This is a genomic window from Deferribacter thermophilus (genome assembly GCF_049472675.1).
In the GTDB taxonomy this organism is placed as follows: domain Bacteria; phylum Chrysiogenota; class Deferribacteres; order Deferribacterales; family Deferribacteraceae; genus Deferribacter; species Deferribacter thermophilus.
The window spans coordinates 132,484-146,407 of record NZ_JAPNXM010000001.1 but is presented as its reverse complement, the minus strand read 5'-3'; the positions used below and the strand labels follow the sequence as shown (position 1 = coordinate 146,407).

The following is a 13,924-nucleotide window of genomic DNA, read 5'->3' as shown; positions in this document are numbered from 1 at the left end:
ATGGAAGTTTTAACTTCTAAACAAATGGCAAATGCAGATAAATACACCATAGAAACTCTAAAAACGCCATCCATTGTATTAATGGAAAATGCTGCTAGAGCAATCTTTGAAGAATTTGAAAAACTAAATATAAAGAAGAATAAAGTAGCAGTTCTAATCGGTAAAGGGAACAATGGCGGCGATGGTATTGCGGTGGCAAGACATCTTTTCAATAATGGGTATCATGTTGATATTATCTTACTATATCCTCAAGAAGAATTAAAAGGTGATGCTAAATTAAATTTAGAAATTATAAAAAATTACCCAATTAAATTATTAAATTATAATGAAAATATAAATTTTAATGAGTATGATGTAATATTTGATGCTATTTTTGGTACAGGATTATCAAGAGCGGTTGATGGTTTTATTAAAGATATTATTAAACAAATAAATTTATCAAATGCTTATAAGATTGCCATCGATATACCCAGTGGTTTGTCAGGTAGTAATCACAATGTTATAGGTGAGTGTATAAAAGCTGATCTAACCATAACACTTGCAAGACCTAAAATACCTCATGTTTTTTACCCAGCTAAAAAGTTTTGTGGTAAAGTAGTGGTCAAAGATATTTCAATCCCCGATTTCGCAATTCAATCTGTATCCCCTTTTATTTTTGAACTTACTTTAGAGAATCTACCTACAATTTATAAAAGGGAAGAAGACTCACATAAAGGGCACTTTGGTCACAATGTAATTATTGGTGGTTCTGCTGGGAAAATGGGTGCACCTATAATGGCTTCTTACGCATCTGTAATGTCTGGAGCTGGACTTACAACATGTGCAATCTTTGAACAGTATTATTACTTTTTATCAAAATATCCTGAAATTATGGCTTTTATTGTAAAAGGTAGAGACTTTTTTACAACTGACGAATTAGAACCTCTATTGGAATTTATAAAAGATAAAGAAGTTATCACTTTAGGATGTGGATTAGGCAGAAATCATCAAACCAAAGAATTTGTTAAAGGATTAATAGAAAACACTGATAAAAATTTTGTAATTGATGCTGATGGGTTATATCATTTAGATGATTTAATGCTAAAAAATCTAAGTTTTAGAGCAGTATTAACACCTCATATAGGAGAGTTTGCAAAACTCACAGAGCTTACAAAAGAAGAAGTTTTAAATAACAAAATTGAATTAGCAAGGGAGTTTTCTACAAAATACCAAGTAGTTTTAGTCTTAAAGAGTGCTGATACAATAATAGCCACTCCTGATGCTAATCTTTATGTTTTATCAAATGGTACACCTGCACTCTCAAAAGGTGGAAGTGGTGACTGTTTAGCTGGGATAATCGGAAGTCTTATAGCACAAAAATACTCTTTAGAAGATGCTGCAAAATTAGGTTGCTATGTAATGAATCTTACAGCAGCAATACTTAGCAAAGAGAAAAATGAGAAATGTCTTAGAACAACAGAGATCATAAAAAATATTTATAGAGGGTTTAATGAAATTGAAAACTATCAGCAATTGTGAGAATGATACAATCGAAATTGCTCAAAATTTTGCTCAGGAACTTTCAGGCAATGAGATTATTTTACTCTATGGTGAATTAGGAGCAGGTAAAACTTTATTTGTTAAATCTGTAGCAAAAAAACTTAAATGCCATGATGAAATTACAAGCCCTACGTTTACACTGATGCAAACTTATCAAGGGAAATTTAATATTTACCACTTTGATCTCTATCGAATTAAAAATATTTTGGAGCTTGATAATATAGGTTTTTTTGACTATATAGAAAAAGATGGTATAAAATTTATAGAATGGCCAGAAATTATAAAAGACACAATTAATGGGCTAAATTTTATTGAAATATATATTAAAAAACTTGATAATACTAAAAGAGAAATTATTATAAAAAAAGGTGATTGATGGAGCCAATATTTTGTCCTTATTGTGGAAAACAGAAATTAGAAGAATTAAACCCAACAGAAATAGTTGTAGATAATGATGTCTGGATTATTTTTCATTATGAATGTCAGGAATGCGGAGAAGTCTTTGATAAAATTTATTTAAAGGATGAAGATATCGAGTTTGAGGGGTATAATGAAGAAAACGGATGGAATTGATATTTTGAAAGAACTAAAAAAAAGAGAATTAGATATTTTCAATTTAGCAAAAGATGGGCTTGAGGATTTATCCCTTTTTGTATCAGAGATGGAAAAAATATACAAAGCACTTAATGATCCAACTTTGTCATTGGAAGATAAAGCTTATCTTAAATATAAGCTATTTATTATTGAGCAATATATAAATAAATTGAATAACTTGATTTTAACTTTATTACCAGTTGAAAATAAAGAAAAATCTCTCAATTAATATTCAAATTTTTATCTTGAAAAATTCAAAGTAATCGATAAAAGCACTTTTGTTTTTAAAAAACTTATGTTATTTTTGAAATTGTTTATCTTATAATAACTAAAGAAATGAGGAGAGGAAATGGAAAAAGAATTACCAATTCGAATTGAGCCTTCTGAGTTTGAAGAAAAGTTGTATAATGAATGGTTAGAAAAAAAATATTTTCATGCAGATGAAAATTCAGATAAACCACCCTATTCTATTGTGATCCCACCACCAAATGTAACAGGTTCTTTACATATGGGTCATGCCTTAAATAATACATTGCAAGATATATTAATAAGATACCACAGGATGAAAGGTTTTGAAGTTTTATGGCTACCTGGCACAGATCATGCTGGAATAGCCACTCAAAATGTTGTTGAGCGTATGTTAGCTCAAGAAGGTTTATCAAGACATGATCTTGGTAGAGAAAAATTTATAGAAAGAGTTTGGCAGTGGAAAGAAGAATCTGGTGGGCAAATTATAAATCAGCTTAAAAGGCTTGGAGCAAGCTGCGATTGGGACAGGGAAAGATTTACTATGGATGAAGGGCTTTCAAATGCTGTAAGGACAGTTTTTGTTACCCTTTATAAAGAAGGTTTAATCTATAGATCTAACTATATTATAAATTGGTGTCCAAGATGTCACACTGCTTTGAGTGACCTCGAAGTAGAGCATGAAGATAAAGAAGGCGCGCTTTATTACATCTATTATCCTATAGAAAATAGTGATGAAAAACTTTTAATTGCTACTACAAGACCTGAAACAATGCTCGGTGACACTGCTGTTGCAGTCAATCCAAACGATGAAAGATACAAGCATCTCATAGGTAAATATGCAATTTTACCAATTTTAAATAGGCGATTGCCAATAATTGCAGACGAATATGTTGATATGGAGTTTGGTACAGGTGCGTTAAAAGTAACACCTGCACATGACCCTAATGACTTTGAACTTGGTAAAAAATATAATTTAGAAGAAATAAATGTAATGGATGAATCAGGTATTATTAATGAAAATGGTGGCAAATTCAAAGGATTGGATCGTTTTGAAGCAAGAAAAAAGATAGTAGAAGAATTAAAAAACCTTGGATATTTAGAAAAAATTGAAAAACATGACCATTCTGTTGGACATTGTTATAGATGTAAAACTGTTGTTGAACCAAGAATATCAATGCAGTGGTTTGTAAAAATAAAACCTCTTGCTGAAAAAGCAATAGAAGCCGTTGAGCAAGGTAAAATAAAAATTTTTCCAGAGATGTGGACTAAAACATATTTTGAGTGGATGTACAATATAAGAGACTGGTGTATATCAAGACAAATCTGGTGGGGGCACAGGATACCAGCCTGGTATTGTGAAAAATGTGGACATATCAACGTAGATTTTAAAGATCCTGAAAAATGTGAAAAATGTGACTCTACTGAGCTAACACAAGAAACTGATGTCCTCGATACATGGTTTTCTTCAGCTTTATGGCCATTTTCCACAATGGGTTGGCCAGAAAAAACAAAAACTCTTGAAAAGTTTTATCCTACAAGCTGTCTTGTTACAGGTTTTGATATCCTTTTCTTCTGGGTTGCAAGAATGATTATGATGGGATTAAAATTTATGAAAGATGTTCCATTTTATCATGTCTATATTCATGCTCTTGTTAGAGACCAATACGGACAAAAAATGAGTAAATCAAAAGGTAATGTAATCGATCCTTTGGTTATGATAGAAAAATATGGAGCCGATGCATTTAGATTTACTTTGGCTGCATTTGCAGCTCAGGGAAGAGATATAAAATTATCAGAAGATAGAATAATAGGTTATAAAAACTTTGTTAATAAAATTTGGAATGCTTCAAGGTTTATTATGATGAACCTCGATGAAAATATAAGTGAAATAGATTTTGATAGCCTTGAGATGGAAGATAAATGGATTTTACACAACCTTTATCAAACTGCAAAAAATACTGAAGAATTTATCAAATCTTATGATTTTAATGAAGCAGCAAACGAAATTTACCAATTCTTTTGGCATAAATTCTGCGATTGGTATATCGAATTTATCAAACACAGAATTTATAACAACATAAACAAAACAAACGCTTTAGCAGTGGCAAAATATACATTAGAAGAATCACTTAAAATACTTCATCCATTTATGCCTTTTATAACTGAATACATTTACAAAAAGTTGACAAACAAAGAAACTATAACTTTTGGACCATATCCAGAAAGTAAGTTTGAGTTTTATAATGAATTCTCAAACATAGAAGAAATTATTTCATTTATTTCAAATATAAGAACTATTAGAGGAGAATATAATATACCACCTGCAAAAAATGTAGAAATCTATGTGAAATGCACAGATAAAATGAAAAATCTAATCGAAATTAAATCAGATATTATAAAAAAATTGGCTAAAGTAGATAACATTAATTTTACTAACAAAGATATTGAAAAATCAGCTGTTCAGATAGAAAAAGATTTTACTATTTTCGTTCCTTTAGAAGGCTTAATAGATTTTGAATCAGAAATCAAAAGGCTTGAAAAAGAGAAAAAAACATACCTAAAAGATATCAATATTTACGGCAAAAAATTAAATAATGAAGAATATCTTAAAAAAGCACCAGAACATATAATAGAAAAGGATAAAGCTAAATATGAAGAAGCAAAAATAAAACTTGAAGAGATTGAAAAAACAATAGAAAGGTTAAAAAGCCTATGTTAAACTCCCCTCTGGTTGATAAAATTATCGATTTAGCACTTTTAGAAGATATTGGATCTGGCGATTTAACGACTAAATCTTTAGCTCCATTCCTAAAAAGGGCTAAATATTATCTTATTGCTAAAGAAGAGTTTATTTTATGTGGATTACCTGTTATCAATGATTTATTCTACAAAGTAGATAGAAATATTAAATTTATTCCACTTAAAAGTGATGGTGATTTAATAAATAAAGGTGAAAAAATAGCAGAAATAAGTGGTGATACATCAACCATTTTGATGATTGAAAGGACTGTTTTAAATTTTCTTCAAAGATTATCAGGAATTGCAACAAATACAAATAAATATGTGAATGCTCTCAAGGGAACAAACATCAAAATTTTAGATACAAGAAAAACAACTCCAGGTTTAAGAATTTTAGAAAAATACGCAGTAAAAGTTGGTGGAGGAACCAATCATAGGATAGGCTTATTTGATGGCGTTATGCTTAAAGATACTCATATAGACGCTGTAGGCTCTATAAAAAAAGCAGTAGAAATTGTAAGAAAAAATATCCCTGTTACTGTAAAAATAGAAGTAGAAACAAGGAATCTTCAAGAAGTAAAAGAAGCATTAGAAGCTGGTGCTGATATTATTATGCTTGATAATTTTGACATAAAAGATATTGATGAAGCTTGCAAACTTATAAATAAACGTGCTAAAATAGAAGTATCAGGAGGTATAACGCTGGAAAAGATAGAAATATACAAAAATTATCCTATAGATTTTATTTCAATAGGTGCATTAACTAATAATTTTAAATCTGTGGATATAAGTATGAGATTTGGAGAGTTGCTATGATAACAGATTTAGAAAGAGCAAAAAGACTTGCAAGGACAATTATTGATGATATCGTTTTATACAACAAAGATAAAGTCATTGAAGGATTAAAGAACGATAATGTTTTTGAAGTCCTCGAAGAAGAAATAAACTTAGGAAGAAAGCTTTTTGAAGAAAAAGTTGATACAAGCGTCATTAGTCCAAAAATATTTGATAAGACATTAATAGATATTTTAATTGCTAAATATGGAAAAGATGTGGATACCAACATCTGGTAATGAGCAGAACAAATTTTTTAAGTGGCAAAAATATAATAATATATATTTTAGTTGCATACGCATTTTATTATTTATATAAATACAGACAAAATGAACCACCCCCCTATTATTCAACAATACCTAACTTTGAAATAAAAACTATAAATGGTAAAAAGTTTAATCTTTACGATATAAAACTAAAAAAAGTTATTGTATTTCTTACAACTAACAATATTTATTCGAATTTTTACAAAAAAGATATAATTAAGCTAAAATATATAGCTGAAAAAAAGGGGTGGTATTTTATCGTTTTTGTTAATACAAAACAGAACAAAAATGATGCATTAAAGTATATTTCAAATAAATATTATAAAGGCGTTGAAAAAGATTTATATTTGACTAATATAAAAAAAGTTGAATATATTTTTGGAATTAATAGCTGGCCATTTATGGTTATTTTAGATGAAAATAATAGATTAATTTATGCTTCAAAAGTTCCAAATATTAAAGAAATTAATAAAATTTTATAAATTATAAGGAGTAAGCATGGAAGATTTTTTTAATTTTGATGACTTAAAAGATGAATATGATGTGGTTATAATTGGTGGTGGTCCAGCAGGGCTCACAGCTGGAATATATGCTGCAAGAGACAACCTAAAAACACTTATTCTTGAAAAAAATTTCCCTGGAGGGCAAGTAGCTATTACTGAAATAATTGAAAACTATCCAGGTTTTGTTGAAGGGATTTCTGGAGGTGATCTTACAGAAAAATTATATCAACACGCAAAGCATTTTGGTGTTGAAGTGAAAAATGGGATGTGTAGAGGAATAGAGTTTTGTGATGGATATAAATATGTGTGCCTTCAATATAAGGATTTAAAAATAAAAACTAAAACAGTCATCATTGCATCAGGTGCAAAGCCTAAACATCTTGGAGTCCCAGGTGAAAATAAATTTTTAGGAAGGGGTATTTCTTTTTGTGCTACATGTGATGGTGCTTTTTACAAAGATAAAGTTGTAGCAGTTATTGGTGGTGGTGATTCTGCAGTAGAAGAAGGGCACTATCTCACAAAATTTGCAAAAAAAGTATATATTGTGCACAGAAGAGATAAACTAAGAGCAGCTAAAATTTTACAGGATAGAGCCTTTGCAAATCCAAAAATAGAGTTTATATGGAATAGCGTTGTAAAAAAAGTAAATGGTGAAGATAAAATCGAATCTATAACTCTTTTTGACCAAAAACTTGGTAAAACCAGTGATTTAAAAGTTGATGGTGTATTTGTATTTATCGGATGGACAGCAGATACCGATGCTTTCAAAGGGTTGCTTGAAATGGATGAATCAGGCTTTATAATCGCTGATGAAACCACTAAAACAAATGTCCCTGGGATTTTTGCTGCTGGCGATGTTAGGAAAAAAGAGTTGAGACAGATTGTCACAGCCGTAGCTGATGGTGCTGTTGCTGCTAAAATGGCAGAAAGGTTTATTGAAGAAAATTATTCACAGGAGGTTTAGGTGAAGAAAATTTACATAATTTTAACAATATTTTTGCTAATATTCTCAATTAATGTTTTTGCAGAAACAAAAGTTAAAAGAATTGCTATTGCTAAAGGGATTGAAAACAGAGAACCCGTAGATGTAAATACCATCTTTCCTGCAGATATAGGAAAAGTTTATTGTTTTACCGAAATAACAACTGACAAATACCCCACTAAAGTAGTTCATATCTGGATTTATAAAGATAATATTATGGCAGAAGTTCCTTTAGCTGTTAACTCTGGAAGGTGGAGAACTTACAGCTCTAAAAAGATTTTACCTAAATGGAAAGGGGATTGGAAAGTTGAAATATATTCTGAAGATGGAAAAATGATCGATTCTATTAGTTTTAAAATTGAATGATTGAAACAAAATTTTATGTAGTACCAACTCCAATTGGAAACATTAAAGATATATCTTTGAGAGCTTTGGATGTACTAAATACTGTTGATGAAATTTTAGCTGAAGATACAAGAAAAGCTCTTACTTTACTTTCGCATTATAATATCAAAAAAAAGGTTACTTCGTATCATAAGGACAATGAAAAGAAAAATATTGAAAGTATATTAAAAAAGATTAATAACGGTTTAAAACTTGCTCTAATTAGTGAAGCTGGGACACCTTGTATTTCAGATCCAGGTTATTTTCTGATTAAAGAATTAATAAAAGAGGGGATTAAGTTTGAGGTTTTACCAGGAGCAACTGCTTTCGTTCCTGCACTTATCCTTTCTGGATTCCCTTCAAACCACTTTTTATTTTACGGTTTTTTAAACCATAGAAAAAATGAAAAAATTAAAGAATTAGATATCTTAAAAAGTTATAAAACTACTATAATCCTCTATGAATCACCTCATAGAATAACTGATACATTAACACTATTGTTTGATTTTTTTAATCCACCTTTTGCTGTAATTAGAGAAATAACCAAACTTTACGAAGAAAGAATTTTTATAAACAATAGCTCAGACATTAATAACCTAACATTAAAAGGGGAGTTTGTAATTGTAATTGACAACAATACTTCAGATGATTTGTCACAAAATTACGATTATCAGAAAATATGTACATCACTTTTTAATGAAGGTTTTGATAAAAAAGATATTATGAAAATTTTAAAAGTTTTAGGTTTAAAAAGAAATGACGCCTATCAATTATTAGAATCCTTTAACAATATCAAGGAATAAACTCAAGTTTTCTTTTTCCCCTTCAATTACAACTTTAACTTTTTCATTTATAAATTCACTACGAATCAAAGATAAATTATACTTATTTATTAAGTAAAGAAAATGACTATATCTGTTTATTGAAATGCTTAACTCCATCTTTTCCTTTAAAACAAAATCAATTAATTCTGCCTTTTGAATAACTTTTAACGCTGCTTCTGTGTATGCTTTTATAAGCCCACCAAAACCAAGTTTTACTCCACCAAAGTATCGAACTGTGAATATAACAACATTTATAAGATTGTTCCCTTGAATTACCTTTAATGTAGGTTTGCCAGAACTGTTTTTTGGCTCCCCATCATCAGTTTCTCTTTCTTCTATCAGCCCATTATCGTTTAATAGTCTGTATGCCCATACTATATGGTTTGCTTTCGAATGTTCCTTTCTTAATTTTTTCAAATATACATCAAACATACTGGTGGGTAAAAGATATGATATAAATTTAGATTTTTTCACTTCATAACTTTCAGTAAAACACTCTAAAACTGTAAACATAACTTAAGTCTAACTAAAAGCTAAAAAAATTTCAAACAATAAAAACTATTGCATTTATCAAAAGAATGAGTTAAAAAACCAAAAGCAAACATTTGTTTGCAGGAGGTAAATATGCTGGTAATTTTAGATGAAAAAATAAAGGTGGGAGCTATTTTCAATATAAATGGACAAATCAAACCCGTTTGGTTTAAATTTAAAGACACGAAAATATTTATAAAGTCATTGATATATCAATGGAAAGAGCGTGAGGGGAGTGATACCATTTACAAATTTACAGCAACAGATGGAGTGAATATTTATGAGATTTTTTACAGTAAAAATAACCTTGAATGGAGATTAGTTGCTATGGATGAAAAATAACAATTGACAAAATAATTATAGAAGCAATTTTATCCTTATGAAAAGAAGAACATTTATAAAACAAACTTTCTTAACTGGATTATTCATTTTATCATCAAGAGTTAGTTCATTTGCAAAAATAACCGACATATTTAAAAAATGGAAGATAAGAACAGTAGAAGAACCCACTCCAACAATAGATGTTAAAAAGTATAATCTTCAGGTTTTAGGCCTTATAGAAAATAAGCTAAAATTAAAGTATGATGAATTATTAAATCTAATAGATACTAAATATACAGAAGAGTTTCATTGTGTTGAAGGCTGGACTGTACCAAATCTAATGTGGGAAGGGATTAGTTTAAAAACTCTTATAAAAATGACAAAACCCTTCTATACAGCTGAATATATCAACTTTTACTGCTATGGGAATAAATACACAGAATCAATACCATTAAAAGAAATCAAAGATTCATACATCTTAGCACTAAAAGTAAACAATAAGCCTTTAGAAATGGATCATGGTTTCCCAGTAAGATTGTTTTATCCTGACAGGTATGGATACAAAAGCGCTAAATGGATTAAAAAGATAGTATTTTCAAATCAAAAAGAGGTCGGTTTCTGGTCAAAATACGGTTATCCTGAAGATGGTATAATAATAAAATAACGCGCCCAGGAGGAGTCGAACCCCCAACCTTCTGATCCGTAGTCAGACGCTCTATCCAGTTGAGCTATGGGCGCAAAATAATATAGAGCTCAAATTTTATAATTATAATAAAATCCTTTGTCAAGTTGTAAAAATAGAATTTTTTTACGAAAAATATAAATGAATAAGGGCTATGCCCTTATTCTAAGTTAGCTTTTAAAAATGACCAATCATAATCTTTCACATCTGAATGACAAGATATACACCCTTTAACTTTTCCTTGAGCCTGCACTTCACCCTTTGGAGAATATTTAGCCCAATACCAATCTCCCCCTTCAGGGTTATACCCTTTTATCTTGTACATAACAGTTATTGCTGCTAACTTTTCAGAGGGTGTATAGTTTTCCTTCACAATTATAGTACCATAATCAAACTCTTTCTTTTTCAAACTATTATAACCAACATCGTTAATATAAGATGTCAAAAATGCACCATGAGGGCTCTGACCTTTATACAATTTTGTAGTCCCAGGGAAAAGCTTCCAACTAGTATAATTAGATTTGTTAATTTAATTCCATAACGATTTTCCATCTACACTAGATGAGCCATACATACCACATGAAACAATTACAACTGATAAAATTACTAATACTAAAGTACCCAAATACTTTTTCATAAGCCACCTCCATATATATATTATATCATAAAAAAAAATTAAACATAAAAATAACTATAAAATCCTTATACAATAAAATTATGATAAAAATATATTATTGAACAAAATCTGGTTTTTATTATCATATAGTTGTGCTATATTAAGTTGTCGTATGAGGTGAAAAATGAAATTTTTTATAAAATTAATGATTATACTATTATGTTTTGGAGGGGTTGCTTTGGCTACAACTGAGTTTAAACTAAAAAATGGTGTAAATGTGGTTTTTAAACAGGTGGATGGAGTGAAAATTGTATCTGTCCAACTATGGATGAAAACAGGCTCAAGAAATGAAAACGAAAAAAACAATGGTATTGCACATTTCTTAGAACACATGGTTTTTAAAGGTACAGAAAAATATAAACCTTCACAAATTGATGAAATTGTAGAGTCAAATGGTGGTCAGATGAATGCAGCTACAAGCAAAGATTACACATTTTATTACATTACTATCCCATCAAAAAATGCTGAAGTAGCTTTTGATGTAATAAGTGAAATGGTTTTTAAAGCAAAATTTTTACCTGAAGAGATAGAAAAGGAAAAACCTGTAGTAATCCAAGAAATAAAAAGAAAATATGACTCTCCAACTTATGATATGTGGGTAGAATTATCTAAAAACCTCTACAAAAATACCACTTATGCTATGGAAGTTATCGGGACAGAAGATAATATAAAAAGTTTTACAAGAGAAACCCTCTTTAATTATTACAACCATTTTTATCATCCTGAAAATATGACATTAGTTGTTGTTGGTGATTTAAGTGAAGCTGAAGTAAAAAAATTAGCAGAAAAATATTTTAATAAAACAAAAGAGGTAAAATCTGGAAAACAAAATGTTTTTAAACCAACTATTTTACAAAAAGATATAGAAAAAACATTTTATAAAAATGTCAATCAAGCCTATGTAGCTATAAGCTACAAGGCTTTCCCTCTAACTAGTGATAAAATTTATGCAGCAGAAGTCCTTACAGAAATACTTTCTGGTGGAGAATTTTCATTATTAAACCAAAAGCTTAAATATGAAAAACCGTTGGTAACATCTGTATTTGGTGGATATATGGGTTTAAGATATGACGGTAGTTTTACTTTTTATTTTACATCAGCACCAGATAAACAAGATGAAGCAGAAAAAGAGTTATTTTCTTTAATAAACGAATTAAAAGATGGGAACCTATTAACCAAAAATGATATTGAAAAGGCTAAAAACAGATTAATTTCCCAATTTCTTTTCCAGCATGAAAAAGTGAGCTCTGAAGCAAACGATATAGGGTATTCCTATACCCATGATATTAAAAACTATTACAAAGATTATGAAAAAAATATAGAAAATGTATCATTAGAGGATGTTAAGAGCTTAGCAAATTCAATATTTAACGGCCACTATGTATTAGTTAAGACACTTCCGAAAAGTAACTAATGTGTGTTTACGCTTTTGCAATAAACCCAAATGAAAAGTACAAATTTGTTTTAATAGGCAATCGTGATGAGTTTTATGAAAGGGGATCAATATCAGCTCACTTTTGGGAAGACTTCCCTGATATATTAGCTGGTAAAGATAAAAAGGCTGGTGGCACTTGGCTTGGTATCAATAAAAACAATGGTAAGATAGCTTTTCTAACCAATTATCGAGACCCTAAAAAATTTGACTCACAAAAAGCTTCCCGCGGTCTAATTGTCAGAAATTTTTTAACTTCACCTGCCTCAATTCAGAGATTCTTGATAGACTTTTATGCTATGCAAAATGCTTATAACCCATTTAATTTAATTTTTGGTACAGTTGATAATCTTTTTTACTACTCAAATGTTGTTGGGGGGCTTAAAAATCTAACAAAAGGGGTATACACTTTGAGTAACGCTTTTTTAGATACCAATTGGTATAAAACAAAAAAATTAAAATCTTATCTATTGAAAATACTACAAAAACAAAATATCGATGTTAACGAAGTATTTAGTTATTTAGAAGATAAAGAAAAAGCTGATGACAACTTATTACCTGATACAGGTGTAGGTTATGAAAAGGAAAAACTTCTTTCATCAATATTTATTGAATCTGAAACCTACGGGACTGTTTTTTCATATTTTATCCTAATTGATTCAAAAAACAATGTGTCATTTTATGAAAAAGACCAACTAAATAATAAAATTTCTAAGTACAAATTTCAAATTAAGCTTTCCAAGGATAATAAATCTTAAAACCTTTAGATTTTAGATGCTCCTCAACTTTGTGCTTGAATAAACCATCAAATCTAATTGATACAATCCTCTTTTTATCACCTGTATTTGAAACAATCACTGATATTATATTTATATCAAGCTCTTTAAACTCTTTGGCAAGCAACTCAAGCATACCAGGTCTATCCTCTAAAACAACATCAACTCTACTACCCGGCTCTTCCAACCCCATAATAGCTACCATCGCTTTTAAAATATCGTATCTTGAAATAATACCAACAACTCTGTTTTCGTCATCCACCACTGGCAATGCACCTATTCTCCCTTGATAAATAAATAACAATGCATCTTCTAAAGTGTCATTTTCATTTATTGATACTACCTCATCAGACATAATATCTTTTACAAAGAGAGGTTTTTTATCACTTAAATCTTCCTTTTTATCTATAGTTGACTCTGGCATAACTCCCCTAATATCACTTTTCACCACAATACCAAGCAACTCTTTTTCACTATTTACAACTGGTAAATGTTTAATATTTTTAGACAACATTATATAAGCAGCCGTATCAATTTTTGTATCAGGGAAAACTGTTATTACATTTTTTGTCATCCAATCCTTTACAAACAT

General features: G+C 29.6%; 18 protein-coding genes and 1 tRNA gene. 15 read left to right on the top strand and 4 right to left on the bottom strand.

The genetic code is table 11. The annotated features are described in order from the left end of the window. The 11 genes from OWM07_RS00750 to rsmI all read left to right on the top strand — a co-directional run bounded on the left by OWM07_RS00750 (position 1) and on the right by rsmI (position 8,893). Positions 1 to 1,518, top strand: coding sequence for an NAD(P)H-hydrate dehydratase (locus tag OWM07_RS00750; protein WP_423301758.1), 1,518 nt, complete (start codon positions 1 to 3; stop codon positions 1,516 to 1,518). Further along, positions 1,490 to 1,915 (top strand): tRNA (adenosine(37)-N6)-threonylcarbamoyltransferase complex ATPase subunit type 1 TsaE, encoded by a 426-nt coding sequence (gene tsaE / locus OWM07_RS00745; RefSeq protein WP_423301757.1) that lies wholly within the window; start codon positions 1,490 to 1,492, stop codon positions 1,913 to 1,915. Before OWM07_RS00750 ends, tsaE begins: the two co-directional genes overlap by 29 nt. Then, a complete protein-coding gene (locus OWM07_RS00740) occupies positions 1,915 to 2,112 on the top strand; it encodes a hypothetical protein (RefSeq protein ID WP_423301756.1) in 198 nt (65 codons plus the stop codon). Before tsaE ends, OWM07_RS00740 begins: the two co-directional genes overlap by 1 nt. Further along, positions 2,090 to 2,362 carry a hypothetical protein gene (locus OWM07_RS00735; protein WP_423301755.1) on the top strand — a complete coding sequence of 91 codons (273 nt, stop codon included), beginning with the start codon at positions 2,090 to 2,092 and terminating at the stop codon, positions 2,360 to 2,362. The genes OWM07_RS00740 and OWM07_RS00735 overlap by 23 nt, the downstream gene beginning before the upstream one ends. Before the next feature lie 120 nt (positions 2,363 to 2,482). Beyond that, complete coding sequence (locus OWM07_RS00730; RefSeq protein WP_423301754.1) at positions 2,483 to 5,101, top strand: valine--tRNA ligase; 2,619 nt, start codon at positions 2,483 to 2,485, stop codon at positions 5,099 to 5,101. Continuing rightward, entirely contained in the window at positions 5,095 to 5,937 is an 843-nt protein-coding gene (gene nadC / locus OWM07_RS00725) for a carboxylating nicotinate-nucleotide diphosphorylase (protein ID WP_423301753.1), read from the top strand. The genes OWM07_RS00730 and nadC overlap by 7 nt, the downstream gene beginning before the upstream one ends. Beyond that, positions 5,934 to 6,194 carry a hypothetical protein gene (locus tag OWM07_RS00720; protein WP_423301752.1) on the top strand — a complete coding sequence of 87 codons (261 nt, stop codon included), beginning with the start codon at positions 5,934 to 5,936 and terminating at the stop codon, positions 6,192 to 6,194. Before nadC ends, OWM07_RS00720 begins: the two co-directional genes overlap by 4 nt. Beyond that, positions 6,194 to 6,703: a TlpA family protein disulfide reductase gene (locus OWM07_RS00715; RefSeq protein ID WP_423301751.1), complete on the top strand. Its 510-nt coding sequence runs from the start codon at positions 6,194 to 6,196 to the stop codon at positions 6,701 to 6,703. Before OWM07_RS00720 ends, OWM07_RS00715 begins: the two co-directional genes overlap by 1 nt. A 16-nt stretch (positions 6,704 to 6,719) precedes the next feature. Continuing rightward, complete coding sequence (gene trxB, locus OWM07_RS00710) at positions 6,720 to 7,688, top strand: thioredoxin-disulfide reductase (protein ID WP_423301750.1); 969 nt, start codon at positions 6,720 to 6,722, stop codon at positions 7,686 to 7,688. Then, complete coding sequence (locus OWM07_RS00705) at positions 7,689 to 8,072, top strand: DUF2914 domain-containing protein (protein ID WP_423301749.1); 384 nt, start codon at positions 7,689 to 7,691, stop codon at positions 8,070 to 8,072. After that, on the top strand, positions 8,069 to 8,893 hold the full coding sequence (rsmI, locus tag OWM07_RS00700; RefSeq protein ID WP_423301748.1) for a 16S rRNA (cytidine(1402)-2'-O)-methyltransferase: 825 nt from the start codon (positions 8,069 to 8,071) through the stop codon (positions 8,891 to 8,893). The genes OWM07_RS00705 and rsmI overlap by 4 nt, the downstream gene beginning before the upstream one ends. On the opposite strand, the gene OWM07_RS00695 is transcribed toward rsmI, so the two are convergent. Continuing rightward, positions 8,864 to 9,427: an IMPACT family protein gene (locus OWM07_RS00695; protein WP_423301747.1), complete on the bottom strand. Its 564-nt coding sequence runs from the start codon at positions 9,425 to 9,427 to the stop codon at positions 8,864 to 8,866. The two genes, rsmI and OWM07_RS00695, sit on opposite strands and share 30 nt — an antisense overlap. 111 nt (positions 9,428 to 9,538) lie before the next feature. Here OWM07_RS00695 and OWM07_RS00690 point away from each other — a divergent pair, with 111 nt between their 5' ends. Beyond that, positions 9,539 to 9,787, top strand: a complete 249-nt coding sequence (locus tag OWM07_RS00690; RefSeq protein ID WP_423301746.1) for a hypothetical protein — start codon at positions 9,539 to 9,541, stop codon at positions 9,785 to 9,787. 37 nt (positions 9,788 to 9,824) lie between these two features. Continuing rightward, complete coding sequence (locus OWM07_RS00685) at positions 9,825 to 10,430, top strand: molybdopterin-dependent oxidoreductase (protein ID WP_423301745.1); 606 nt, start codon at positions 9,825 to 9,827, stop codon at positions 10,428 to 10,430. Here the strand turns inward: OWM07_RS00685 and OWM07_RS00680 are convergent. Together OWM07_RS00680 and OWM07_RS00675 are read right to left on the bottom strand one after the other, a co-directional pair. Next, positions 10,431 to 10,504 (bottom strand) — tRNA-Arg (locus OWM07_RS00680). It lies immediately after the preceding gene. A 104-nt stretch (positions 10,505 to 10,608) separates the two neighbouring features. Then, positions 10,609 to 10,977: a cytochrome P460 family protein gene (locus tag OWM07_RS00675; RefSeq protein WP_423301988.1), complete on the bottom strand. Its 369-nt coding sequence runs from the start codon at positions 10,975 to 10,977 to the stop codon at positions 10,609 to 10,611. Between the two features lie 271 nt (positions 10,978 to 11,248). Here OWM07_RS00675 and OWM07_RS00670 point away from each other — a divergent pair, with 271 nt between their 5' ends. Together OWM07_RS00670 and OWM07_RS00665 are read left to right on the top strand one after the other, a co-directional pair. Beyond that, a complete protein-coding gene (locus OWM07_RS00670; protein WP_423301744.1) occupies positions 11,249 to 12,538 on the top strand; it encodes a M16 family metallopeptidase in 1,290 nt (429 codons plus the stop codon). After that, the gene (locus OWM07_RS00665) at positions 12,538 to 13,314 is read left to right on the top strand and encodes an NRDE family protein (RefSeq protein WP_423301743.1); all 777 of its coding nucleotides are present in this window, start codon (positions 12,538 to 12,540) and stop codon (positions 13,312 to 13,314) included. Before OWM07_RS00670 ends, OWM07_RS00665 begins: the two co-directional genes overlap by 1 nt. On the opposite strand, the gene OWM07_RS00660 is transcribed toward OWM07_RS00665, so the two are convergent. After that, positions 13,286 to 13,924: a CBS domain-containing protein gene (locus tag OWM07_RS00660; protein ID WP_423301742.1), complete on the bottom strand. Its 639-nt coding sequence runs from the start codon at positions 13,922 to 13,924 to the stop codon at positions 13,286 to 13,288. The genes OWM07_RS00665 and OWM07_RS00660 overlap by 29 nt on opposite strands.

Coding starts and splice junctions, on each gene's coding strand:
- OWM07_RS00750 (WP_423301758.1), top strand. CDS start 1: ATGGAAGTTTTAACTTCTAAACAAATGGCAAATGCAGATAAATACACC.
- tsaE (WP_423301757.1), top strand. CDS start 1,490: ATGAAATTGAAAACTATCAGCAATTGTGAGAATGATACAATCGAAATT.
- OWM07_RS00740 (WP_423301756.1), top strand. CDS start 1,915: ATGGAGCCAATATTTTGTCCTTATTGTGGAAAACAGAAATTAGAAGAA.
- OWM07_RS00735 (WP_423301755.1), top strand. CDS start 2,090: ATGAAGAAAACGGATGGAATTGATATTTTGAAAGAACTAAAAAAAAGA.
- OWM07_RS00730 (WP_423301754.1), top strand. CDS start 2,483: ATGGAAAAAGAATTACCAATTCGAATTGAGCCTTCTGAGTTTGAAGAA.
- nadC (WP_423301753.1), top strand. CDS start 5,095: ATGTTAAACTCCCCTCTGGTTGATAAAATTATCGATTTAGCACTTTTA.
- OWM07_RS00720 (WP_423301752.1), top strand. CDS start 5,934: ATGATAACAGATTTAGAAAGAGCAAAAAGACTTGCAAGGACAATTATT.
- OWM07_RS00715 (WP_423301751.1), top strand. CDS start 6,194: ATGAGCAGAACAAATTTTTTAAGTGGCAAAAATATAATAATATATATT.
- trxB (WP_423301750.1), top strand. CDS start 6,720: ATGGAAGATTTTTTTAATTTTGATGACTTAAAAGATGAATATGATGTG.
- rsmI (WP_423301748.1), top strand. CDS start 8,069: ATGATTGAAACAAAATTTTATGTAGTACCAACTCCAATTGGAAACATT.
- OWM07_RS00695 (WP_423301747.1), bottom strand. CDS start 9,427: ATGTTTACAGTTTTAGAGTGTTTTACTGAAAGTTATGAAGTGAAAAAA.
- OWM07_RS00690 (WP_423301746.1), top strand. CDS start 9,539: ATGCTGGTAATTTTAGATGAAAAAATAAAGGTGGGAGCTATTTTCAAT.
- OWM07_RS00685 (WP_423301745.1), top strand. CDS start 9,825: ATGAAAAGAAGAACATTTATAAAACAAACTTTCTTAACTGGATTATTC.
- OWM07_RS00670 (WP_423301744.1), top strand. CDS start 11,249: ATGAAATTTTTTATAAAATTAATGATTATACTATTATGTTTTGGAGGG.
- OWM07_RS00665 (WP_423301743.1), top strand. CDS start 12,538: ATGTGTGTTTACGCTTTTGCAATAAACCCAAATGAAAAGTACAAATTT.
- OWM07_RS00660 (WP_423301742.1), bottom strand. CDS start 13,924: ATGTTTGTAAAGGATTGGATGACAAAAAATGTAATAACAGTTTTCCCT.